This is a genomic window from Leucobacter soli (assembly GCF_042659205.1).
Lineage (GTDB): Bacteria > Actinomycetota > Actinomycetes > Actinomycetales > Microbacteriaceae > Leucobacter > Leucobacter soli.
Genome location: NZ_JBHSRW010000021.1, coordinates 1 through 22,492 on the forward strand (window position 1 = coordinate 1; position 22,492 = coordinate 22,492).

A 22,492-nucleotide genomic window follows, 5' to 3' on the forward strand; every position below is an offset into this window, starting at 1 on the left:
CAGCTCTGGCGCATCTACCTGCTGCACCGCATCGCGGAGGGCGACCCGGAAGGCACGGCCGATCTCTTCCGCATCGGCCGGTCGACCGCGCCGACGATCCACCCCGTCGTCGCGGGCGTGGCCGAGCCCGTCAACCCGCAGTCGATCGCTGCGCTCTGCGACGCGATCCTTCGCGGCGTCTTCACCGGCGACCTCTCGATCGCCCTCGAACGCGCGTCGAGCTACTGCCGCATCATGTCGCTCGGCGCCGCCGCGCTCGCCGACGACCGCGACGTCGTGGACGAGGCGCACGCGGCGCAGTTGACCACCTGAGCGCTGCGCTACGCCGGCTTCGCCGACGAACTGCACGCCGGGGCCCGCCGCTGGCGCGACGGCAGGGTCTGATGCCCGTTTAGGTGACAGTTTGACCTGCCCTACAGTTTGGTTACCCACCACTGTGGCGAGGATCAAGCTGGAACGAGCGTCCTCTCGTAGGCTACCTCGACCTCGATCGGGGTGCGATACCCGACCCCTGAATGTCGTCGCTTCCGGTTGTGGAACACCTCGATGTACTCGAACATTGCGTTCGCGAGCTCGACTCTCGTTGACCATCGCTGCCGGTCAAGCAGCTCGATCTGCATCGAGGACCAGAACGACTCCATCATCGCGTTATCAAGCCCATCACCGATCGATCCGAACGAAGGCATCAGCCCTGCCTCACGAATCTTGTTCGTGAATGCCCAAGAGGTGAATTGCACGCCATGGTCCGCGTGCACCACTCCACCAGGGGAAGGCTGTCGATTCTTCAACGCCATATCGAGCGCGTTCACGACAAGGTTCGAATCCTGCACCGTGTCGATCGACCATCCCACGATCTTTCTGCTGAACGTGTCCATCACGCAGCAACACAACACCTTGCCTTCCTTCGTGCGATGTTCAGTGATATCTGTAACCCATAGTTCGTTCGGTGACAGGCGATGGAACTTCCGATTCACGAGATCATCCGCCGTGACCACACCCCGCAGTTTCTTCACCTTCGCTGGCCCTGGCAGCCCGCGAATGCCCGCGAGACTCATGAGCACCGCGACGAGACGTTCACTCACCACCACACCCATCCCCATCGTGAGTTCGGCGTGGATCCGCCTGGACCCGTAGGTCCTTCGTGACGCTTCATGCACCTCTCGAATCAAACCAGTCAACCACTGCCTGCGCATCTGCGTACGCGACAGCGGGCGGGCCCGATACCGGTAGTAGCCCGGCGAAGATACCCCGAGCACACGGCAGCACATCTTCACTGAGAACCCGGCGTCGACCAGGGCGTCGATCACCGGGTGGATCCTTTTGGGTGCGGGGCATCCTCCCCGAGGAGCTTTGCGGCCCGTTTCACGATCTCGAGTTCTTGTTCGAGCTCGTGGATGCGTTTCCTCGCGCGAGTGAGCTCCACACTCTCCGAGGTACTGATGCCGGGGACCTCACCGCGGTCGATGCGGTCTTGCCGCACCCACCGGTGAAGACCCCCAGCGCTGATGCCGAGGTCTTCAGCAACATGTTTTACCGGCTTGCCAGAACGAACGAGCGCGACTGCACGCTGCCGGAACTCTCCGGGATACTGCTTGGGCATAAGAACGAGCCTTTCAGAAGCGAAACGAACTCGATACTCACCGATGGAAAAGGTAACCAAACCGTAGGGCAGGTCAGAATGTCACCTAAACGTGCATCAGACCCCGTGGACCGGGAGACCTGGATGGGAGTGTCAGGAAAACGGTGGATCTGGGACTGGCCTGACCGAAAGGAAGGGCAATGAGTCAGGCTATCGAGGTGATCGATCCTGTGGCGGGAGAGATCATCGATCAGCAACAGATCGCCGAGCAGCTGCTTGCGCAGGCGAAGGAACAGGGCGTCAGCCTCGTCGGGCCGGGAGGCCTGCTCGGCGGGTTGACGAAGACGGTGCTCGAGACTGCGCTCGAGGCGGAAATGACCGAGCACCTCGGCTACGAGAAGCACACGGTCAGCGAGAGCGAGAACGCCCGTAACGGGACCCGGTCCAAGACGGTGCTGACCGAGATCGGCGCCGTCGAGATCGACGTCCCCAGGGACCGTGACGGGTCGTTCCAGCCCAAGATCGTCCGCAAGCGTCAGCGCCGCCTGGACGGGATCGACGAGATCGTGCTCTCGCTCACCGCCCGGGGGCTGACCACGGGTGAGGTCGCCGCGCACTTCGACGACGTCTATGGTGCCAGTGTCAGCAAGGACACGATCTCGAAGATCACCGACAAGGTCATCGAGGAGATGACCGAGTGGCAGAACCGTCCGCTGGATCGGGTGTACCCCGTCGTGTTCATCGACGCGATCGTGGTGAAGGTTCGGGACGGGCAGGTGCGGAACAAGCCGTTCTACGTCGCCATCGGCGTCACCACGACCGGGGAACGCGACATCCTCGGGATCTGGGCCGGCGACGGCGGTGAGGGCGCGAAGTTCTGGCTCGGCGTGCTCACAGAGATCAAGAACCGCGGTGTCGAGGATGTCTGCATCGTGGTCTGTGACGGACTCAAGGGGCTGCCCGAGTCGATCAACACGACGTGGGAGTTCGCGACGGTGCAGACGTGCATCATCCACCTGATCCGCAACACCTTCAAGTTCGCGTCGCGGAAGTACTGGGACCAGATCGCCCGCGACCTGCGGCCCGTCTACACAGCTCCGACCGAGGCCGCCGCGAGGGCGAGGTTCGAGGAGTTCGCGGAGAAGTGGTGCACGATGTATCCGGCGATCCGGCAGCTGTGGGAGAACGCGTGGAGCGAGTTCATCCCGTTCCTGGACTACGACGTCGAGATCCGCCGCATCATCTGCTCGACGAACGCGATCGAGTCCCTCAACGCCCGCTATCGTCGCGCGGTGCGGGCCCGCGGCCACTTCCCTAACGACGCGGCCGCGCTGAAGTGCCTCTACCTCGTGACGCGGTCGCTTGACCCGACCGGCCGGGGTCGGGCACGCTGGGTGACCAGGTGGAAGCCCGCACTCAACGCCTTCGCGATCACCTTCGAAGGCCGAATCAACTGAAATGCGCCAGGCCAGATCCACCGTTAATCTGACAGACCCCCGACACCGCTGCACCCTTCGAGACCATCCTCGACGACACCACCAAGCAGCAGGCCGTCGCCTGGGCCGAAAAGCACACCGCCGACAACGAAAAGAGCGATGTTGTAACCCAGGACCTGTTTCCTCAGGCGTGGGTTACAACATCGCTCATTGCGTGCGCGAGGGGGGACTTGAACTGACCTCGACCCCCGAGCACCGCGAAACCACGGGGCGCGTTCTGCCGCATAAGATCAACGATCTAGAGCATCTAGCCTGTGGATAACTCCACCGCGATACCCCGACCTACACAACCCTTAGCACTTTCCTTAGCATTTTTCCGCGCCGGCAGCCCCTCCCCATAAGGGACTTCGAGGCGTGGGCACTCCACGGCTCCGGCAATGTTTTCCGGTAATGCGCACGAATCGCGTCGCCAGATTCGGCATCGGCATCGGCGCGCAGACAGTAGGCGGTTCACTCCTGAGACCCCCGGTAATACCCCGTTACCGCACAGCGACTTGCCCCTTACGGCGCAGTCAGGAAGGCGGAGCCGATCTGCCCGTCGGCTCCGATCACTGCAAGAGTCCGACCTGCGGTACGTCAACGGAGGCTCTCACTCGAAGGGGAGATTCACGAACGAGGGTGCTGTGGATGATTTCAAGGGACTAACTGGGCGGGTCTGCAGGTGCATCGAATGATTCCCGGCTCCAGGCTTCGGTGCGAACGCCGATCTGCTCAGTCATATCTTCGAGGAAACGGGTCACTATCGCTCGCTCGTAGCGAGTAAGACGAGCTGCTGCGTGAAACCGTTTGGCCTGGAGCCTCCCGACCGTCTGCATGGCCGCTTCGCGGGTTTCGTCCGTGATGGTGATAGCGAGTGCGCGGCGGTCGCTGGGGTGCGGAGCTCGCACGATGTGACCACCAGCCTCGAGCCGGTCGAGGAGCTTGGTAGTCGAGGCGGTGGAGATCCCGAGGTGCGTCGCGATCGCGCTTGGGGTGATCAGTGCGTGTGTGTGCTGGGCCACGATGAGGAAATGCAGCGCCCGCATGTCAGATCGGCCGAGCTTCATGTACCGCTGCGACGCTTCGGATAGCTGCTGCTCGGCGTCCCGAAGGTGCCCGAGCGCGGTCATAAGTTCCGTGATTCCGCGGATGTCCTCCGGCGACATCTCGGAACGGTCGATGAGGAGTGAATCGGGGTCGTTCTTCTCGACGTCGTAGAGGCTCGACGATACCGAGGCTGCCTCCCCATCATGCTTCGACATGGTCATATGGTACCGGATCCGATGTTTTCTACCCTTCTTGTTATTAGCTAGGCTAGCATTTAATGAAACTAGCGAATCGGGTGGGCATGAACAAGGTGGATCGAGCGGCTCTCGGTGGCGAGCCGATCGGGCAGCGGGTGGTTCTGCTCAATGAGCATGCTGTGCCGATCGGGTCGGCGGACAAGCTGATGGTGCATAACACGTCGACCGCCCTGCACCTTGCCTTCTCCTGCTACCTCTTCGACCAGTCGGGCAGGGTGCTGGTGACCCGGCGCGCGCTTTCGAAGGTGACGTGGCCGGGGGTGTGGACGAACAGCTTCTGCGGGCATCCCGAGCCCGGTGAGGCGCTGGAGGCGGCTGTCGAACGTCGGGCTCGCCAGGAGCTAGGCGTCGAGGTTCGGGGGGTTCGAGTTGTCGATCCTGGCTTCCGGTATCGCGCCGTCGACGCCGGGGGGATCGTGGAGAACGAGGTCTGCCCGGTGTACACCGCGACGATCTCGGGCACCCTGTCCCCGCACCCCGAAGAGGTGATGGAGTGGGCGTGGGTCGACCGATCATCGCTCGCTCGCGCCGTGATGTCGACACCGTTCGTGTTCAGTCCCTGGATGGTGCTGCAGATGCGTCGGTTGCAGTGGGCATCCGAGCCCGATCCGACGGGTCCGGAATCGGTCTTCCCCGGGGCGGTGCGCACATGACCACGACCGTATGGACCCGAGACGATCTGCGCCTCGAGGTGGAGCAGGAACTTCGGGAGCTCCTCGCACGGTCGGAGTCGGCGGCCGAATCCTACGGACCCGAGTTCGCGCGGCTCTGGGCTCTGGCGTCGAACCATGTCGGACGGGGCAAGCTGGTGCGCCCGCTGCTTCTCCTGGAAACCTATGATGCACTCCGAGCCGCATCGGCACCCAGCCCGATTCGCTCGGAGACCGTGCGTATTGCCGCCGCTATAGAGGTGCTGCACTACTCGTTTCTGTTGCACGACGACGTCATCGATGGGGATCTCTTCCGGCGAGGTCGGCTGAATCTCATCGGCGAGCTGGGAGAGGCATCGCCGTGTGTGTCCCGCCCCGGAGATGGGCGGCATTGGGCGCAGACGGGGGGCATCCTGGCCGGGGATCTGATGCTCTCCTGCGCGCACCAGCTGTTCGCACGCGCCGATCTCCCGGTCGAGCAGCGGATCCGCTTGCTCGATCTTCTCGAGCACACCGTGTTCGAGACGACGGCCGGAGAATTCGTCGACGTCGGTCTGAGCGATGGCCTCATCGGACCCGACCTCGCAACGGTATTGGCGATGACGGGCCGAAAGACCGCCACCTACAGCTTCGAACTCCCTCTTCGGGCCGCCGCCATTCTTGCCGGCGCGTCCCTCGAGCTCGAGCAGCGACTGCGGGAAGCGGGATGGTACCTCGGTCTCGCGTATCAGCTGCAGGATGATCTGCTCTCCACCTTCGGCGACGCCGAGGTACATGGCAAGGACGCGTTCTCCGATCTCCGGGAGGGGAAACAGACCGCGATCGTCTGCTTCGCCCGGTTGTGCGGCGAATGGTCCGGAATCGAAACCGAGCTCAGCGAAGCCGCCTACTCGATCGCGGCCGCCCAGAGCGTGCGTCGCCGCCTCCGGGCGTGCGGGGCCGAGGCCTTCGTTCAGAACCTCGTCAGCGATCAGATGACGGCATTCCGGAACCTCCTCGCCAACGAGTCCGAGATCATCCCCGATGGGGTGCAGCGGGTTCTGCTCGCGTTGCAGGCGCGTCTGGACGGGAGGGCGTCATGACCCGCGACGAACTCTTTCCCCCTCGGGGGTCTTCGCTCGCGCAGTTCACGAGGGCGGCCGAGGCCGTGTCGCAGGATGTCATCGGGGCCTACTCGACGTCTTTCGGCATGGCGACGCGTCTGCTGGGTCGGCGCCACCGGCGTCATGTGCGCAACATCTACGCCCTGGTCCGCGTTGCCGATGAGATCGTCGACGGGGTCGCCGATCAGGCGGGTCTGAGCCTCGAGGAGCAGCGTGACGCCCTGGATCGGTACGCCGCAGAAACCCGACACGCCCTGCGCACCGGATACAGCACCGATCTGGTGGTGCACGCCTTCGCGCTCACCGCTCGGGAGTGCGGCATCGACGAGGCGCTGATCGAGCCGTTCTTCGACTCGATGCGCAGCGACCTGGTCGACGGCGACCGCCGGATCGCGTTCGACGAGGCCGCGCACGCCGCCTACGTGTATGGATCCGCAGAGGTCGTGGGGCTGATGTGCCTGCGCGTCTTCCTCCGGGATCGCGGGGCAGCGGATGCCGTGCGCCTGCGCGCGGAGCACGGCGCACGTCAGCTGGGCGCGGCGTTCCAGAACGTCAACTTCCTGCGGGATCTCGGCGACGACACCGCCCGGCTGGGACGCAGCTATCTCGGCGAGGGAAGTGCGCTGACGCAACGAGAGCTGGAATCCTGGGTCACCGAGATCCGCAGCCAGCTCGCCGACGCCGAGGAGGCGATCCCGTTGCTGCCGCTCGATGCTCGGGCGGCGGTGCGCAGCGCTCACGCCCTCTTCGCGAACCTCACCGATCGCATTGCGCGCACCCCTGCAACGGAGCTCACCGCACGACGCATCCGCGTGCCGAACCCGGTGAAGCTCATCCTGGTAGCCTCGGCGATCCTCGCCACGATCCGGGATAGACGGCGATGACGCGCACGGTGATCATCGGCGGCGGGATCGCCGGCCTCGCAACCGCAGCGCTGCTCGCCCGCGAGGGCCACGAGGTGGTCGTGCTGGAGAAGAACTCCCGCATCGGCGGTCGCGCCGGGACGGTCGAGCGCGACGGGTTCCGATTCGACAGTGGGCCGTCCTGGTACCTGATGCCCAGCGTCTTCGAGCACTTCTTCCAACTCATGGGGACCTCCGCGCAGGAACAGCTCGACCTCCGTTTCCTCGACCCCGCATACCGGGTATTCAGCGAGGCCGAGCCGGATGGATCATGGCGAGAGCCACTGACCATCCCGCGGGGACGGCCAGGGGTGCGGGAAGCGTTCCGCCGAGTGGAGCCGGAGAGTGGGACGAGGCTGGACCGCTACCTCGCCTCGGCGCGGCGCGTGAGCGATCTCGCGGAGCGCTACTTCCTGTACAATACGTTCACCAGCGTCTCCTCGCTGCTGCACCGGGAGGTGCTCACTGGCCTGCCGAAGCTTGCGAGGCTGCTCACCAGCTCCCTCGAATCCCACGCCGCCAAACGATTCGCGGACCCGGTGCTGCGTCAGGTGCTCGGCTATCCGGCCGTGTTCCTCGGTACTGACCCCGCCGCAGCGCCCGCGATGTACCACCTGATGAGCGCCCTCGATCTCGACGACGGCGTCCGATACCCGATGGGGGGCTTCTGGGAGCTCACCGAGCGGCTCGAGGCGCTCGCGCTCGCGTCGGGGGCGCGGATCGTGACAGAGGCGGAAGTGCTGTGCATTCGCACTGATCGGCTCACGGATCGCGGCCGGTCTTGGCGCCATGGTGGGCGCCGCAGCCGGGCGGTGGGGGTCTCCTGGCGCGCACGGGGCGGGGGCGAGGTGCTCGAGGCCGCCGATATCGTCGTCTCGGCCGCCGACCTCCACCACACCGAGACGCGCCTCCTGGCACCCGCGGATCGCAGTTACCCGGAGCGCTGGTGGGAGCGCCGCACGAGCGGGCCCGGCGCCGTGATCGCGATGCTCGGCGTCCGCGGGGAGCTGCCGACGCTGCCGCATCACTCGCTCTTTTTCACGCGGGACTGGGCCGCGAACTTCGCGGCGATCTTCGGTGAGCACCCGAGCATCCCGGATCCGGCCTCGATCTACGTGTGCAAGCCCAGCGCGACAGACCCGACGGTCGCGCCCGCGGGCCACGAGAATCTCTTCGTTCTGATCCCCGTCCCTGCCGATCCCGGCATCGGCGCCGGCAGCGCGGGCGGAGTTTCGCCTTCGGCGCTCGTCGAGCACGCTGTGGACGCCGCGATCGAGCAGATCTCGGAGTGGGCCGGGATCCCCGACCTGGGCGATCGCATCGTCGTGCGCGAGACACTCGGCCCGGCCGATTTCGCGGGCGACTACCACTCCTGGCGCGGCGGGATGCTCGGGCCTGCGCACATCCTGAGCCAGTCCGCGATGTTCCGCGCCCAGAACGCGTCGAAGCGGGTGGAAGGGCTCTACTACGCCGGCGCGACGACCGCGCCCGGGGTCGGTGTTCCGATGTGCCTCATCAGCGCCGAGCTCGTCCTCAAGCGCATCCGCGGCGACAACAGCGCCGGCCCGCTCCCGGTGCCTCTCCGTGCGGAGGTGAAGGCGTGATGGGCTTCGTGTATCTGCTCCTGCTGCTTCTCGGCATCGCCTGCATGCTCCTGCTCGATCGCCGCTTCCGGCTCTTCTTCTGGCACGATCCCGCGGTCGCGACGCTCGTCACGGTGCTCGGCGTCGGGCTTCTCCTTGCGTGGGACGCCGCCGGGATAGCGGCGGGCGTATTTCTGCGTGGTGCGGGTGAGATTGCCTCCGGCATCGTCCTGTGGCCCGAGATGCCTCTCGAAGAGCCCGTGTTCCTGCAGTTCTTCGTGCTGTGCATCATGATCGTCTTCACGGGGTCCATGCGGATCCTCCGCGCCGATGCGGGGCGTCGCGATGACGAGGAGGGCGGCTCATGAGCTATGCCGTTCTCGCCCTCGCAGGCGTCGTTGTCGCCGCCGTCGGATCCATCGTGCTCGCGGTCGTCGCGTTCCGCAGGAGGCCGAGATCATCCCGCTGGCTCACCCTCGCCGCGGTCGTCGCGACGGGGTGCGTCCTGTTCGCTCTGACCGCGGTGTTCGACAACCTGATGATCGGTGCGGGACTGTTCCATTACCCTCCGGAACGCCTCTCCGGCACGTACATCGGGCTGGCACCGATCGAGGATTTCGCCTACCCGCTCGCCGGCGTGCTGCTGCTGCCGACGCTGTGGCTTCTCCTGGAACGCGGGAGCTCCGAGCGGCGGCATGGCTTCACCCAGCTTGTCCTGGCATCCCGCCCGATCAGCTGGATCAACACCGCATTCCCATTCGGCGCGGCCTATCTCATGACGACCCGCGAGATCGACGGCGTTCTCCTGCTCGGATTTCTCTACTTCCTCATTCCCTACAATCTCGCCATGTACGGCATCAACGACGTCTTCGACTACGCCTCCGACCTGGCGAACCCGCGCAAGGGAGGGATCGAAGGGGCGCTGCTGCCGCCCCGGCTGCATCGGCCGATCCTGTGGGTCGCCGCGCTATCGAACATTCCGTTCCTACTGCTGCTCGCTACCGCGGGCGGGCCGACCGTGTGGATCGCGCTCGCGGTCAGTGCGTTCGCTGTCGTCGCTTACTCGGCTCCCGGGCTTCGGTTCAAGGAGCGGCCGTTCCTCGACTCGATCACGTCCAGCACGCATTTCGTGAGCCCCGCCGTGGTCGGCCTGCTCCTCGCCGGAGTCCGCATCGACTGGCCACTCATCCTCCTGCTCGCCGCGTTCTTCCTCTGGGGGATGGCGGCGCACGCCTTCGGCGCGGTGCAGGACATCCTCCCCGACCGTGCGGCCGGAATCCGCTCCATCGCGACGGCCATCGGCGCGCGTGCGACCGTGAGATTCGCCCTGCTGCTCTGGGTCGCAGCCGGTCTTCTCATGCTCGGAACGACGTGGCCAGGCCCGCTCGCGGCCCTCATCGCGATACCGTACCTGCTGAATTGCCTACCCTTCCGCTCCATCACCGACAAGGGATCGGCGGCCACGAACCGCGCTTGGCGCCGCTTCATCGCCCTCAACTATCTGTCCGGGTTCCTCGTCACTGTCCTCCTCATCGTCGAATGGAGACTCGCATGATCCGCCCTGCTGCCCATGACGATGAGCGTCGGCCGCCCACCCCGCAGCTGCCGGAACGCAGCCCCGTCCCGCGATGGCTCCGCGTGCTGCTGCCTGCCGTGCTGATCTTGGTCTGGTTCACGATCGCGGGTATCGGCGGCCCCTATTTCGGCAAGGTATCCGAGGTGTCCTCCAATGATCAGACCACCTACCTCCCCGCATCCGCCGACGCGACGAAGGTGCAGGCGCTGCTCGGCGAGTTCAACGATTCGACGGCAATTCCCGCCATTGTCGTGTTCACCGGCCAGGAAGCGCTCACCAGCGACCAGCTCGGCACCCTCGGCGACGCTCTCAACGCGGCCGCGCGCATCGACGGAGTCGGATCCGGTGTCTCGCCTGTCCTCCCGTCCGACGACGGACTGGCTGCGCAGGCCTTCGTCCCGATCGACAACTCGGCGGAGGTCGGCACCGTCGTGACAGAGGTCGGGGCGGCGCTGCGCGCCGCCGCCCCCGACGGCATCGCGGTCTTCGTCACCGGGCCCGCAGGGTTCACCGCCGACCTCGTCGACGCGTTCGCCGGGATCGACGGCATTCTGCTCGGGGTCGCCCTGCTCGCGGTTCTCGTCATACTGATCCTCGTCTACCGCTCACTGCTCCTTCCGGTCGCGGTGCTCTCGACGAGCCTGTTCGCGCTCTGCGCGGCCCTGCTGACCGTGTGGTGGCTCGCCAAATGGGGGGTCCTACTGCTGAGCGGGCAGACGCAGGGGATCCTCTTCATCCTCGTCATCGGCGCGGCGACCGACTACTCGCTGCTGCTGGTCGCCCGCTACCGCGAGGAGCTCCGGGTCCACGAGGACAAGTGGGCTGCCACTCTCGCCGCGATCCGAGGCGCATTCGAGCCGATCGTCGCCTCGGGCGGCACCGTCATCGCTGGCCTTCTCTGCCTGCTGCTCAGCGACCTCAAATCAAACAGCACCCTCGGTCCCGTCGCCGCAATCGGCATCGTCTTCGCGATGCTCGCCGCGCTCACGCTGCTGCCCGCGATGCTCTTCGCCTTCGGCCGTGCTGCCTTCTGGCCCCGCCGTGCCCGCTACGAGCCCGAAGCAGTGGAAGCCGAGGGGGACATCCCCCGCACCGGCGTGTGGGGGCACCTCGCTCGCTCGATCCGCCACCGCCCGCGGCTCATCTGGAGCACGACCGCGCTGCTCCTCGTGATCGGTGCGCTCGGCATCACCCAGCTCGACGCGAGCGGCGTGCCGCAGTCGGACCTGGTGCTGGGCGCATCCGAGGCCCGCGACGGCCAAGTCGCGCTCGGAGAGCACTTTCCGGGCGGATCGGGAAGCCCGGCGCTCGTCGTCGTCGATGAGCAGCAGATGGAGGCAGCGAGCGAGGTTCTGCTCGATGCCGATGGAATCGATGGCGTCTCGGTGGTCACAGCCGATTCCCCCAGCGGCTCAGCTCCCGTGACCGCCGACGGCATCGGCGCGGTCGGACCGCCCGGTACCCCCACGCCCGCCCCGACGGTCGTGGACGGTCGTGTGCTGCTGCAGGCCACCCTCGCCGATGCGGCCGACTCCGAGGCCGCTGCGGGGACGGTGACCCGGCTACGTGCCGAGCTCGCGAACGCCGTACCGAGCGCGATGGTCGGCGGGGTCACCGCGACCGCGGTGGATACGGATGCGGCGTCTATCCACGACCGCACGCTCATCATCCCGGTCGTGCTCCTCGTGATCACGCTCATCCTGATGATGCTGCTGCGCTCCGTGGTGGCACCCGTGCTGCTCCTCATCACCACGGTGCTGTCCTTCGGCACCGCGCTGGGGGTGTCTGCGCTCGTGTTCAACGGCCTCTTCCACTTCCCCGGGGCGGATCCGGCGGTGCCGCTGTTTGGTTTCGTGTTCCTCGTCGCACTGGGGGTGGACTACAACATCTTCCTCATGAGTCGGGTGCGGGAAGAATCGTTGCGGCACGGCACGAGAATGGGTGTGCTGCGCGGCACAGTTGTGACCGGAAGCGTCATCACCTCCGCCGGGCTCGTGCTCGCCGCCACGTTCGCCGCGCTCGCGGTGATCCCGATCCTCTTTCTGGTTCAGCTGGCCTTCATGGTCGCCTTCGGCGTTCTCCTCGACACCTTCCTGGTGCGCACCCTGCTCGTCCCGGCGCTCAGCTACGACATCGGCCGCGCAATCTGGTGGCCCTCGAAGCTCGCCCGAACCCCCGAAAGCGAGCGGACGCCGCGATGAGGATCTGGTCCCTGCACCCAGTCCACCTCGACCGTGCTGGCCTGGTCGCCGGATGGCGGGAGGCGCTGCTTGCGCAGGCAGTACTCGCCGGGCGCACAAAGGGGTACCGTCACCACCCGCAGCTGATCCGGTTCCGGGAGACCAGCGATCCGCTGGCGACCATCGGCGCCTACCTTCACGGACTGCAACGAGAGGCTACCGGCCGGGGCTACCGCTTCGACGAGACCCGCATCCTCGCCCAGGTGGGCCCTCTCGCCCTGCTCCCGGTGACGCGCGGACAGCTCGACTACGAATGGGCACACCTCGGTAGGAAAATCGCCGCGCGCAGCCCCGGAGACGCCGAGAGATGGGCCCGGTCCCGGCCCACACCTCACCCGATCTTCACCGTCGTACAGGGAGATATCGAGAGCTGGGAGCGATCATGACCACGCACATCGTCATCGCAGGCGCATCTGGGCTAATCGGAAGGGCGCTATCGCGCGCCATCGTCGCGCGTGGTGATCGAGTCACGGCCCTGGTGCGGCGTCCCGCCCAGGCCCCCGGAGAGGCGCCCTGGGAGCCCGCACGCGGCACGCTCGACATCCGCCATCTCGAAGGGGCGGATGCCGTCGTCGTCCTGAACGGCGCAAGCGTAGGACGGATGCCCTGGACAAAGGCCTACCGGCAGGAGCTTATCGGCTCGCGCATCGCCCCTGTGAGCACCGTCGCGACCGCGCTGGCGAGGATGGGGTCAGACGCGCCGACGCTCGTCTCGGGCTCGGCAGTGGGGTACTACGGCTCGGCACCCGGTGCGGTGCTCACAGAGGCGGCGGTTGCAGGCGACACTTTCCTCGCTCGATTGTGCGTCGACTGGGAGGCGGCTGCACGAGAGGCCGAGTCGGTCACGCGGGTGGCGCTCCTTCGCACGGCGCCGGTGATTCACCGCGCCGGCGTGCTCCGGCCCATGATCCGGCTGACCTCCCTCGGCCTCGGCGGACCGTTGGGCGCGGGCACCCAGGTCTGGCCGTGGATTTCCCTCGAGGACGAGATCCGCGCCATTCTCCACATCATCGACACCGACATTTCCGGGCCCGTCAACCTCTGCGGCCCCGAGCCGGCGACCGCGAACGAGACCGGCCGCGCCATCGCCCGGGAACTGCATCGCCCATACTGGCTGCGCGCCCCCGAGTGGGGGCTCAACCTCGCACTGGGTAAAGCTGCGGTGGAGTCCCTCCTGGCCAGTGACGCAGATGTTCACCCAGAAATACTCACCAACCACGGTTTCGTCTTCGCGCACAGTACTGTTGAGTCAGCAGTACGAGCCGCAATATCGCCACCTGCAAACCTCTGACGTGGCACATCCTGAAGCGGAATCATTGTCTCTTGCCGCCGGTGTCCAGCCCCGGCCATATCGGCGCTGAAGACGGAACTCCACCCGGCGCGAGATAGTTCGCATCGAGCACCGCGCACACGGCGGCTTTCGCATACTCGTGATCGATGTCCGGCATGGCAAGTGCTCTAGCGTCGGTGCTCGTCATGCCGCGGATCACGCGATCAGGAATCACATCTGGCCCGACGCCAAGGCCAACTCTACGTCCACTCACCCTTACTGGCACCGTGACCCCAGCGGCCGCAACAGCACCCACCGGCACTCTTCCCAATAGCCCTTCTCTCCCGAATGCACTTTTTCTAGCACTTCGGACGAAAACAGCCCCTGATCCAGGTCATAAAATACCTGTTCAGGGGCTGTTTTCCATTCGTGCGCGAGGGGGGACTTGAACCCCCACGCCCTTGCGGGCACTGGCACCTGAAGCCAGCGCGTCTGCCAATTCCGCCACTCGCGCGAGTCGCTGTGTCGATCCCGAGGGACCGCACAACCCCCTCAGCTTAGCAAGTCCTCGCGGACCGGCAAAACCGGGAGGTCCGCGACGTACACCTTCGGCGTCACCGGGTCGGGCTTGCCGATGTACTTGTCGGGCTTGAGCTCGCCGTTCCAGTTGAACTGCGTCTTCCGCATGACGAAGTGGATGTGCGGACCCGAGGTGCAGCCGCTCATCCCCTCGGTCGCGATCTGCTGGCCCGACTTCACCTTCGTGCCGACGGTGATGCCGAGGGCCTTGCTCGATCCGCGGGCCACGTGATTCACGGCCGAGTAGATGGTCTTGCCCTCGTAGCTGTGCTTGATGACGACCGTCTGGTTCTCGCCGTGCCACCATGCCGTGGGGCACCACGACGGCTTGCCCCAGCCGTCGCCGCCGACCTGCACGACTTCGCCCTTGTACGGGGCGAAGACCGGGCCGCCGGCCGTCGTGCCCAGATCGATGGCGTAGCCCTCGTGGTAGCCCTGGTTCAGCTCCCGGGTGTCGGTGGGCCAGGCCCAGCCGTTCTCGTTCCGCGGCCCGCGGATGCCGGCGATCTTCGCCGGGGCGCTGCTGACCGCGCGCACCTCGTACTTGGGCTTCGTGCCGGTGACCTTGACCTTGACGATCTTGCCCCGCTGCGCCTTGGTGACGGTGAACGTCTTCTTGGTGGCGCCCTTGATCTTCTTCCCGCTTGCGTACCACTGGTAGGTGAACTTGGTGCCCTTGGTCCAGGTGCCGCGCTTCGCGGTCAGCTTCGTCCCGACCTTGACGGTCCCGCTGACCTTCGGTGTGGCGGCCGTCAGGTAGCGAGGAGAGGTGATCTTCTTCGTCTTCGCGGTTGTCTCGGTGCGGGTGGTGTAGCCGTTGCGCGACTGGGTGACCCGAGCGCTGAGCCGGGTGTCGAGATCCTTGAGCACCGGCTTGTACGAGGGCCCGGTCGCTCCCGAGATGACCTTGCCGTCGCGGAGCCAGACGACCGTCACGGTGCCGGCGCTCGACGAGATCCGCCCGACCTTCAGCGTCTTCCCGTGCTTCGGCGTCCCCGTGATGGTCGGCTTCAGCGCCGCGAAGGCGTTGACCGTGATCGGGGCCGTGCTCTCGGAGGTCTCCACCAGGGAGCCGAGCCCCTCGCTGGACTGGGTCACCATTACCGAGAGCTGCGCGCCGAGATCATTGACCTTCACCGTGTAGTCGGCGCCTGCCGCGGCATCGCCGCCGATCCGCACGCCGTCCCGGTACCAGCGGTAGGCGACGGCGTGCTTGGTCGAGTCGATGTACGCGGTCAGCGTCTCCCCGACGCGCGTCTTGCCGCCGATGACCGGGTTCACCGACGTCGTGATGGTGGAGATCTCGGTCGAGGAGCCGTCGAGTGTGTCGGTCACGAGCACCGAGATCCGGCGCTGCTGACTGCCGGGCTTCACGAAGTAGAAGTTCTTGGTGGCGTTGGTGATCGTGGCGCCGTCGCGCAGCCACTGGTACGTGATCGATGCGGCGCTCCTCCCGGCCGGAAGCGGCACCTTCGCGGTCACCTTGATCTGGTCGGCGCGATCCGCATCGCTCCGCATGACCCCGCTGAGCGTGGTCCCGGCGAGAATCGGATTCGTCGCACCGTCCTCGGCGGCCGCGGACGACCCGCCGATCGGCGCCGTGAGCAGCGTTGCGACCAGGGCCGCCGCGGCGAACGCCGTCGCCGCGAATTTCGGCAGTCGAGCCGTAGCGGCGCGTCGCGCAGCGGTCATGGTACCCCCCAAGTGATCCATAACCCTGAAGCTTAGCCTGAGAGTTGCCTGGACGTCGAGACAATCTTCAAGATTCGCCGCGACACGCCGAGTCCATTCCCGTGCGGCGGCGAACAGTAGAGTAACCGTATGGCGAAACGGAGGCGCAGTTCGACGGTGGGGTCGCCCACGGCGTCGACCCCGGCGACGGCCGCCCTCGTCGCGCTCGGCATCCCGTTCGAGACCCGTACCTATGTGCACGACCCGGCCGAGACCGACTTCGGCGGAGAGGCCGCGGCAGCGCTCGGTGTCGCGCCCGAGCGGGTGCTCAAGACGCTGCTCGCGGAGGTCGACGAGGCTCTGATCGTTGCCGTGGTGCCGGTCGCCGGCCTGCTCGACCTCAAGGCGCTCGCCGCCGCCATCGGGGGCAAGCGCGCGCGGATGGCGGATCCGGCGCTCGCGGAGCGCAAGACGGGCTACGTCATCGGAGGGATCAGCCCGGTCGGCCAGCGCACCGCCCTGCGCACGGTCGTCGATGGGTCGGCGGCGGGTTTCGATACGATACTGGTGTCCGGCGGTCGCCGAGGATTCGACGTCGAACTGGCCCCGGAGGACCTTCTCGCAGCGACCGGCGGCACCTACGCCGATATCGCGCAAGCAACATAGTGGATATGTAGCTTTATCGCGTAACTCTGTAGGTTGAGCGAATTCCAGGTATCTTTTTGGTCGCGAAAGCCGAATGGCTTCACAAATTCTTTTGGAGCGCGATAGGCTCGCAACTGTTGCGGGCTTCGGTTCGCTACAACCCATGACAAGAGGCATGAGAGAACAGGAACAGAATCGATGAAGATTCGCTACGCGATCCCCGCACTCGCGGCCGCCGCCGCGCTCGCGCTGACCGGCTGCACCAATACCGAGAATCCCGTCGACGACGGCCCCAGCGCCGCTGAGGGCATCCAGGCGGACGAGGCAGCGGTCGCGCTGCTCCCCGCAGAGGTGAAGGACTCCGGTGTACTGCGGATCGGCACCGACGCCGAGTACCCGCCGAACGAGTACAAGGATGCCGACGGCAACCCGACCGGCTGGGGCGTCGAACTCGCCGAGGCCGTCTCGGCCAAGCTCGGCCTCGACCCCGAGTGGGAGATCCTCGGCTTCGACAGCATCATCCCGCGCATCCAGGAAGGCACGCTCGACCTCGGCTCCTCGTCGTTCACCGATACGCTCGAGCGCCAGAAGTCGGTCGACTTCGTCAACTTCCTCGACGCCGGCAGCCAGTGGGTCGCCGCCACGGGCGAGGACATCGACCCCAACGACGCCTGCGGCCTGACCATCGCCGTTCAGGCGACCACGGTGCAGGACACCGACGAGCTGCCCGCGAAGTCGCAGGCATGCGAGGATGCCGGCAAGGAGCCGATCGAGGTGCTGCGCTTCGACGGCCAGCCCGAGGTGACCCAGGCCGTGGTCGACGGCCGTGCGGCCGCCTTCTCCGCCGACCTCCCGGTGTCGATCGACGCCGTCACCCAGCTGGACGGCCAGCTCGAGACCGTCGGCGAGATGTTCGACGCGGCCCCGTACGGCTTCGCCACCCAGAAGGACAGCGACATGACCAAGGCCGTGCAGGCCGCGCTGCAGTCGCTGATGGACGACGGGACCTACCTCGAGATCCTCACGAAGGCCGGCTTCGAGTCCGGCGCGCTGGCGTCGGCCACGATCAACGCGGCGACCAGCTGAGGCATCGGCTAGCCAGTCATGTCTGACATGCGCTCCGGGGATGCGGGGCCCACGGCCCCGCATCCCTCCGCCCACGCGGAGCCGGAGGCGATCCAGGCGATCAAGCTGAGGCACCCCGGGCGAACCGTGTTCGCCGTCGTGCTGATCCTGCTCGCCGGGCTCTTCCTCTACGACACCGCATTCAACCGGCCGGTCTACAACTGGGGCATCGTCGGTCAGTACCTGTTCGATACGCGCATCCTCACGGGTGCCTGGTACACGCTGCAGCTCACGGTCTACTCGATGATCATCGCCATCGTCCTGGGTATCGCCGTCGCCGTCATGCGCCTCTCGCCGAACCCGGTCGTCGCCGCGGTGGCCTGGGTGTACCTCTGGCTCTTCCGCGGGACCCCGGTCTACGTGCAGTTGGTCTTCTGGGGCATGATCCCGACGATCTACAAGACGATCGACCTGGGGATTCCGTTCACCGAGGCCCTGGTGTCGATCAGCACGAAGGACCTGCTGAACTACTTCACGCTGGCGGTCATCGGCCTGGCGCTGAACGAGGCCGCCTACATGGCGGAGATCGTGCGCGCCGGCCTGCTCGCGGTGGACAAGGGTCAGGACGAGGCCGCGATCGCGCTCGGCCTCGGCTGGTGGCACACCATGAGCCGGGTGATCCTGCCGCAGGCGATGCGCGTCATCATCCCGCCGACCGGCAACGAAGTCATATCGATGCTGAAGACGACATCGCTCGTCGCGGCCGTGCCATTCACACTCGACCTGTACGGGCGCTCGCGGGACATCTCCGCGGTGACCTACCAGCCGGTGCCGATGCTGATCGTCGCATCCATCTGGTATCTGACGGTCACGTCGATCCTGATGGTGGGGCAGTACTACCTCGAGCGGCACTACGCCAAGGGGATCGGCGATCGCCCGGACGTGCAGAAGCCCACCGTCGAGACCGCTGCGGTCACCGTCGTCGGTGAGCGGCATCCGACCTACCCGAGCACGGCCGGAGAGACCATCGTGCCGCCGCACGAGCGACCCGGAGGGGGCGGAGCATGAGCGAAGAATCCACCCCCATGGTGAAGGCCGAGGCGATCTCGAAGGCCTACGGTTCGAACGAGGTGCTCAAGTCGATCTCGCTCGAGGTCAATCGCGGCGAGGTCCTGTGCCTGGTCGGGCCGTCGGGCTCGGGCAAGAGCACGTTCCTGCGCTGCATCAATCACCTCGAGACGATCAACGCCGGCAGGCTCTGGGTCGACGGCGAGCTGGTGGGCTACCGCCAGCACGGCGACAAGGTCTACGAGATGCACCCGAAGGAGGCCGCCAAGCAGCGGCGCGACATCGGCATGGTGTTCCAGCGGTTCAACCTGTTCCCGCACAAGACCGCGCTCGAGAACGTGATGCTCGCCCCGACGCTCCTGAAGAAGGGCACCAAGGCGTCGCGCCAGACGAAGGCGTTGGATCTGCTGGCCCGCGTGGGGCTCGCGGATCGGCACGACTACTACCCGGCGCATCTCTCGGGCGGTCAGCAGCAGCGCGTCGCGATCGCGCGGGCGCTCGCCATGGAGCCGAAGCTGATGCTCTTCGACGAGCCCACGTCGGCGCTCGATCCCGAGCTCGTCGGCGAGGTGCTCGAGGTGATGAAGGGCCTCGCCGAGAGCGGCATGACCATGATCGTCGTGACCCACGAGATGGGGTTCGCGCGCGAGGTCGCCGACACGCTCGTCTTCATGGACGGGGGCGTCGTCGTCGAGGCCGGTGATCCGGTCGAGGTGCTGACGAACCCGCAGCGCGAGCGGACCAAGGCCTTCCTCTCGAAGGTGCTGTAGCCCGCACGAAGCAGAGCGCCGCCGGATCCGAGATGGATCCGGCGGCGCTCTGCTTCGTGTCGTCGCGCTCAGGCGTTGACGCCGAGGTCCTTCTTGATCTTTGTCGTCGAGATGCCCTCGGTGCGGTCGAGGTACACGACCTCGCAGTAGTCCTTCAGCACCTCGAAGCGGGGGTCGCCCGCCCAGTCGCCGCCCATGACGACGGCGTCGATCTCGTACTTCTGCACGTCGGAGATCTTCTGGTCCCAGGTGTTCTCGGGGATCACGAGGTCGACGTAGCGCACCGCTTCGAGCATCCGCTTGCGCGTCTCGAAGTCGTGGTAGGTCTTCTTGCCCTTGCCCTCGTTGAACTCCTCGGTGCTCAATGCGACGACCAGGTAGTCGCCCTGGGCCCGAGCCCGCTGCAGGAGTCGGATGTGGCCCCAGTGCAGGAGGTCGTAGGTGCCGTAGGTCAGGATCCGTTTCACGGGTCCATCCTATGCAGAAGCGCGCGGGGCGAGGCTGAGCCTCGCGTCGCGTCGGCGATCGGTCAGCCGATGAGCAGGGCGATGCCCGCGACCGCCGACACGACCGCGATGAGCAGAGCGATGCCGATGAGCACGGCGTGCACGGTGTAGAAGCGCGTCGGCTTCCCGGCCTCGTCGCGAGCGCGCGGATCCACGGTCACCCGCTTCCAGAACCGGGGCCACACGATGAGGTTGTAGGCCGCGTTCACGAGCAGCAGGATGCCGGCGAGGGTCGTCATGTCCTCAGCCTAGTGTCCGGCGCAGGGCGCTAGCGAGCAGGGGCGTCGGCCGGACCCAGGTCGTAGGTGACCCAGGGGGTGCGCGTCGAGACCCGGTCGTAGAGGGCTCGCGCTCGCTCGTTGCTCTCGGCGGTGATCCAGCGCACGACCGTCGCCCCCTCGTCCCGGGCGATCTCGGCGAGCCGTTCGAGCAGGGCGGTGGCCGCCCCGGATCCGCGCGCCGCCGGGTCCGTGAAGAGGTCGTCGAGGAAGATGCCGTGCGAAGCGCTCAGCGGCCGGGCGAAGGTGCGGAAGTGCGCGAGACCGATCGGCCGGCCGTTCCGCACGGCGAGCAGCCCGCGGGTGAGGTGGGCCGGATCCTGCAGCCACGACCAGACCGTGTCGACGGCCTCCTCGCTCGGTGCGACACGGTAGAACTCGCGGTAGCCGCGGTACAGCTCGGCCCATGCCGCTCGATCGCTCGCCGCGATCGGGCGGACGTCGATCGCATCGCCGGTGCCGCCGCGACTTCCCGCGTGCGCACCGTCGGGTCCCGTCGCCTGCTCCGGCCCGTCGACACTCACGCGAGCCGCTCCACCTCGACGAAGACGATCGGGGCGCCGGATCCGCGATGCTCCATCCGATGCTCCGCACCGGCGGCCCGCGTGTAGCTCTCCCCGGCGACGAGCTCGACCGCGAGCTCGCTGCCGTCCGCGTTCACCGCGTGCATCGTGCCGGTGACCAGCGGGATCACGACGTACTCGACCTCGTGCCGGTGCATGGGGATCGCCCCTCCGGGCTCGATCGTCCACCGCGTAACGCGGAAGCTCCCGTTCTCGACCTGCACGTCCCCGTGCGATCCTGTGCTCATCGCCGCCTCCGATCCTGCTCCTCGAGCATGCCTCTGTTCACAGCATACGGCGCGGGTGTACCGTACTCGCCGCTATGGGGTGCATGCTTGGGACAGCAGCCGGTACTGGGTGATCGGCTCCAAGAGCAAAGGAACACTCATGTCTGAAACCGAAATCGACGTCGCCGCGGAACGACGCGCCGTCGACTCCGTCCGCACCATGCTCGGCCTCGGCGGCCTGGTCGCCCTCGTCGTCGGCATCCTGATCCTCGTCAACCCGGTGAAGTCCGCCGCCGTCATGATGCAGATCGTGGCGGTGATCGTGGCCCTCTACATGGTGGGCTCCGGCGCGGTCTACCTGGGGACGGCGATCTTCTCGAAGACGATGAAGGGCTGGCCCCGCACCGGGCACGCGCTGCTCGGCCTGCTCTACGTCCTGGCAGGCGTGATCCTCTTCGCGAACCTGACGGCTACCGCGGCACTGCTCACGGTGTTCCTCACCGTGCTGATCGGCATCATGTGGATCGTCGAGGGCATCGTCGCGTTCACCACGCTGAAGAGCACGGGCAGCAAGGGGCTGACGATCTTCTACGGCATCATCAGCCTGCTCGCAGGCTTCGCGCTGATCTTCTCCCCGCTCCTCAGCGCGGTGACGCTGTGGATCCTGATCGGCGTCTCGATGATCGTCCTGGGCGTCATGCAGATCGCCCGCGCGTTCACCGTCAAGTAGCAGCAGCGATCGTCGCCGAGCCTTCGCCGCCGTCCGGCGGAGGCTCACGGCGCATCCCCGGCCCGCTCACGGCGCCCCGGATCCGGCCCTGGACCGCGGTTGGCAGTGCCTCAGGCGAGACCCTCGACCGTCGACGCGTCGATCGGATCGCCGGCGAGCACGAGGTCGATGTACTTCCGCAGCACGACGAGCGCGGCGGATCCGGCATCGAACTGAGCGGCCACGAAGCGGTCGGAGCGGATCAGGCGCAACGCCTCGAACGCGGGCATGATCGCCCCCCGCACTTTGTCCGCCTTCGCTTGCGGCACCGCCGCGCGGAGCTCGGCCATCGACGTGAAGATCGGCAGCAGCAGCTGGCCCCGGGTCGAGCGGATCGTGCGGATGCGGGTCGCCTTCGCCTTCGGCGTGCCGGTCACGTCGACGACCAGGTAGTCCTCGCGCAGGACCGTGAGGAACGCGGCGAGGTGCGCGTAGTCGGGGGTCCGCTGCAGGGCGTCGAGGGCGCTCCGGGCCTCGACGTTCTCGTAGTCGGCGGTGAGCCCGTCGGGAATCTGCGCTTCGGCCATGCGCACCAGCCTAGCCCGCAGCGCCTCCAGGCCTGCGAGCCGACGGTCTCCCGGCTCCGTCAGTCGTCGCCGAGCCCGCGGGCGTGCAGAGCGGCGCCGGTGTCGCGGGCGTGCCGCACCATGCGCACGGCGAAGGGTACGG

22 protein-coding genes, 1 tRNA gene and 2 pseudogenes are annotated in these 22,492 nt (G+C 66.7%); 16 read left to right on the forward strand and 9 right to left on the reverse strand.

What is annotated here, in order from left to right; genetic code table 11:
- Nucleotides 1-312: pseudogene (locus ACFPZL_RS02885) on the forward strand (hypothetical protein); the annotation flags it as partial.
- A gap of 134 nt (nt 313-446) precedes the next feature.
- On the opposite strand, the pseudogene ACFPZL_RS02890 reads toward ACFPZL_RS02885, so the two are convergent.
- Nucleotides 447-1,600, reverse strand: a pseudogene (locus ACFPZL_RS02890) (IS3 family transposase).
- A 179-nt stretch (nt 1,601-1,779) separates the two neighbouring features.
- On the opposite strand from ACFPZL_RS02890, the gene ACFPZL_RS02895 reads away from it, so the two are divergent.
- Entirely contained in the window at nt 1,780-3,036 is a 1,257-nt protein-coding gene (locus ACFPZL_RS02895; RefSeq protein ID WP_236021987.1) for an IS256 family transposase, read from the forward strand.
- A gap of 680 nt (nt 3,037-3,716) precedes the next feature.
- Here the strand turns inward: ACFPZL_RS02895 and ACFPZL_RS02900 are convergent.
- Nucleotides 3,717-4,316: a MarR family winged helix-turn-helix transcriptional regulator gene (locus ACFPZL_RS02900; RefSeq protein WP_218114730.1), complete on the reverse strand. Its 600-nt coding sequence runs from the start codon at nt 4,314-4,316 to the stop codon at nt 3,717-3,719.
- A gap of 86 nt (nt 4,317-4,402) precedes the next feature.
- On the opposite strand from ACFPZL_RS02900, the gene idi reads away from it, so the two are divergent.
- The 9 genes from idi to ACFPZL_RS02945 are packed head-to-tail and all read left to right on the forward strand — an operon-like array spanning nt 4,403 to nt 13,703.
- Entirely contained in the window at nt 4,403-5,011 is a 609-nt protein-coding gene (idi, locus tag ACFPZL_RS02905; RefSeq protein ID WP_218114777.1) for an isopentenyl-diphosphate Delta-isomerase, read from the forward strand.
- Nucleotides 5,008-6,090 carry a polyprenyl synthetase family protein gene (locus tag ACFPZL_RS02910; protein ID WP_218114778.1) on the forward strand — a complete coding sequence of 361 codons (1,083 nt, stop codon included), beginning with the start codon at nt 5,008-5,010 and terminating at the stop codon, nt 6,088-6,090. Before idi ends, ACFPZL_RS02910 begins: the two co-directional genes overlap by 4 nt.
- Nucleotides 6,087-6,995 carry a phytoene/squalene synthase family protein gene (locus ACFPZL_RS02915; RefSeq protein WP_218114731.1) on the forward strand — a complete coding sequence of 303 codons (909 nt, stop codon included), beginning with the start codon at nt 6,087-6,089 and terminating at the stop codon, nt 6,993-6,995. The genes ACFPZL_RS02910 and ACFPZL_RS02915 overlap by 4 nt, the downstream gene beginning before the upstream one ends.
- Nucleotides 6,992-8,617 (forward strand): phytoene desaturase family protein, encoded by a 1,626-nt coding sequence (crtI, locus tag ACFPZL_RS02920; RefSeq protein WP_218114732.1) that lies wholly within the window; start codon nt 6,992-6,994, stop codon nt 8,615-8,617. The genes ACFPZL_RS02915 and crtI overlap by 4 nt, the downstream gene beginning before the upstream one ends.
- Nucleotides 8,617-8,964 carry a lycopene cyclase domain-containing protein gene (locus ACFPZL_RS02925; protein ID WP_218114779.1) on the forward strand — a complete coding sequence of 116 codons (348 nt, stop codon included), beginning with the start codon at nt 8,617-8,619 and terminating at the stop codon, nt 8,962-8,964. Before crtI ends, ACFPZL_RS02925 begins: the two co-directional genes overlap by 1 nt.
- Nucleotides 8,961-10,151: a prenyltransferase gene (locus ACFPZL_RS02930; RefSeq protein ID WP_218114733.1), complete on the forward strand. Its 1,191-nt coding sequence runs from the start codon at nt 8,961-8,963 to the stop codon at nt 10,149-10,151. The genes ACFPZL_RS02925 and ACFPZL_RS02930 overlap by 4 nt, the downstream gene beginning before the upstream one ends.
- A complete protein-coding gene (locus tag ACFPZL_RS02935) occupies nt 10,148-12,373 on the forward strand; it encodes an MMPL family transporter (protein WP_218114734.1) in 2,226 nt (741 codons plus the stop codon). The genes ACFPZL_RS02930 and ACFPZL_RS02935 overlap by 4 nt, the downstream gene beginning before the upstream one ends.
- Nucleotides 12,370-12,798, forward strand: coding sequence for a pyrimidine dimer DNA glycosylase/endonuclease V (locus ACFPZL_RS02940; RefSeq protein ID WP_218114735.1), 429 nt, complete (start codon nt 12,370-12,372; stop codon nt 12,796-12,798). Before ACFPZL_RS02935 ends, ACFPZL_RS02940 begins: the two co-directional genes overlap by 4 nt.
- Nucleotides 12,795-13,703 (forward strand): TIGR01777 family oxidoreductase, encoded by a 909-nt coding sequence (locus ACFPZL_RS02945; protein ID WP_218114736.1) that lies wholly within the window; start codon nt 12,795-12,797, stop codon nt 13,701-13,703. Before ACFPZL_RS02940 ends, ACFPZL_RS02945 begins: the two co-directional genes overlap by 4 nt.
- Before the next feature lie 409 nt (nt 13,704-14,112).
- Here the strand turns inward: ACFPZL_RS02945 and ACFPZL_RS02950 are convergent.
- Together ACFPZL_RS02950 and ACFPZL_RS02955 are read right to left on the reverse strand one after the other, a co-directional pair.
- Nucleotides 14,113-14,196 (reverse strand) — tRNA-Leu (locus tag ACFPZL_RS02950).
- 38 nt (nt 14,197-14,234) lie between these two features.
- Nucleotides 14,235-15,953, reverse strand: a complete 1,719-nt coding sequence (locus tag ACFPZL_RS02955; RefSeq protein WP_218114737.1) for a peptidoglycan DD-metalloendopeptidase family protein — start codon at nt 15,951-15,953, stop codon at nt 14,235-14,237.
- Nucleotides 15,954-16,082: 129 nt separating this feature from the next.
- Here ACFPZL_RS02955 and ybaK point away from each other — a divergent pair, with 129 nt between their 5' ends.
- The 4 genes from ybaK (at nt 16,083) to ACFPZL_RS02975 (ending at nt 19,480) form a co-directional block, all read left to right on the forward strand.
- Nucleotides 16,083-16,598, forward strand: coding sequence for a Cys-tRNA(Pro) deacylase (gene ybaK / locus ACFPZL_RS02960; protein ID WP_218114738.1), 516 nt, complete (start codon nt 16,083-16,085; stop codon nt 16,596-16,598).
- A 177-nt stretch (nt 16,599-16,775) separates the two neighbouring features.
- Entirely contained in the window at nt 16,776-17,663 is an 888-nt protein-coding gene (locus ACFPZL_RS02965) for an ABC transporter substrate-binding protein (RefSeq protein WP_218114739.1), read from the forward strand.
- A gap of 18 nt (nt 17,664-17,681) precedes the next feature.
- Nucleotides 17,682-18,710 carry an amino acid ABC transporter permease gene (locus tag ACFPZL_RS02970; RefSeq protein ID WP_218114740.1) on the forward strand — a complete coding sequence of 343 codons (1,029 nt, stop codon included), beginning with the start codon at nt 17,682-17,684 and terminating at the stop codon, nt 18,708-18,710.
- The gene (locus tag ACFPZL_RS02975; protein WP_328798014.1) at nt 18,707-19,480 is read left to right on the forward strand and encodes an amino acid ABC transporter ATP-binding protein; all 774 of its coding nucleotides are present in this window, start codon (nt 18,707-18,709) and stop codon (nt 19,478-19,480) included. The genes ACFPZL_RS02970 and ACFPZL_RS02975 overlap by 4 nt, the downstream gene beginning before the upstream one ends.
- A gap of 68 nt (nt 19,481-19,548) precedes the next feature.
- Here ACFPZL_RS02975 and tagD read toward each other — a convergent pair whose 3' ends face one another.
- The 4 genes from tagD to ACFPZL_RS02995 form a co-directional block, all read right to left on the reverse strand.
- Nucleotides 19,549-19,947, reverse strand: coding sequence for a glycerol-3-phosphate cytidylyltransferase (gene tagD, locus ACFPZL_RS02980; RefSeq protein WP_218114741.1), 399 nt, complete (start codon nt 19,945-19,947; stop codon nt 19,549-19,551).
- 62 nt (nt 19,948-20,009) lie between these two features.
- Entirely contained in the window at nt 20,010-20,225 is a 216-nt protein-coding gene (locus ACFPZL_RS02985; RefSeq protein WP_218114742.1) for an SCO4848 family membrane protein, read from the reverse strand.
- Nucleotides 20,226-20,254: 29 nt separating this feature from the next.
- The gene (locus tag ACFPZL_RS02990; protein ID WP_328798015.1) at nt 20,255-20,788 is read right to left on the reverse strand and encodes a GNAT family N-acetyltransferase; all 534 of its coding nucleotides are present in this window, start codon (nt 20,786-20,788) and stop codon (nt 20,255-20,257) included.
- Nucleotides 20,785-21,075, reverse strand: a complete 291-nt coding sequence (locus ACFPZL_RS02995) for a cupin domain-containing protein (RefSeq protein WP_218114743.1) — start codon at nt 21,073-21,075, stop codon at nt 20,785-20,787. The genes ACFPZL_RS02990 and ACFPZL_RS02995 overlap by 4 nt, the downstream gene beginning before the upstream one ends.
- Nucleotides 21,076-21,214: 139 nt before the next feature.
- Between ACFPZL_RS02995 and ACFPZL_RS03000 the strand changes: the two genes are divergently transcribed.
- Complete coding sequence (locus ACFPZL_RS03000; protein WP_218114744.1) at nt 21,215-21,784, forward strand: HdeD family acid-resistance protein; 570 nt, start codon at nt 21,215-21,217, stop codon at nt 21,782-21,784.
- A 110-nt stretch (nt 21,785-21,894) separates the two neighbouring features.
- Here the strand turns inward: ACFPZL_RS03000 and ACFPZL_RS03005 are convergent, their stop codons facing one another.
- Nucleotides 21,895-22,350: an SseB family protein gene (locus ACFPZL_RS03005; RefSeq protein WP_218114745.1), complete on the reverse strand. Its 456-nt coding sequence runs from the start codon at nt 22,348-22,350 to the stop codon at nt 21,895-21,897.
- Nucleotides 22,351-22,492: the final 142 nt, after the last annotated feature.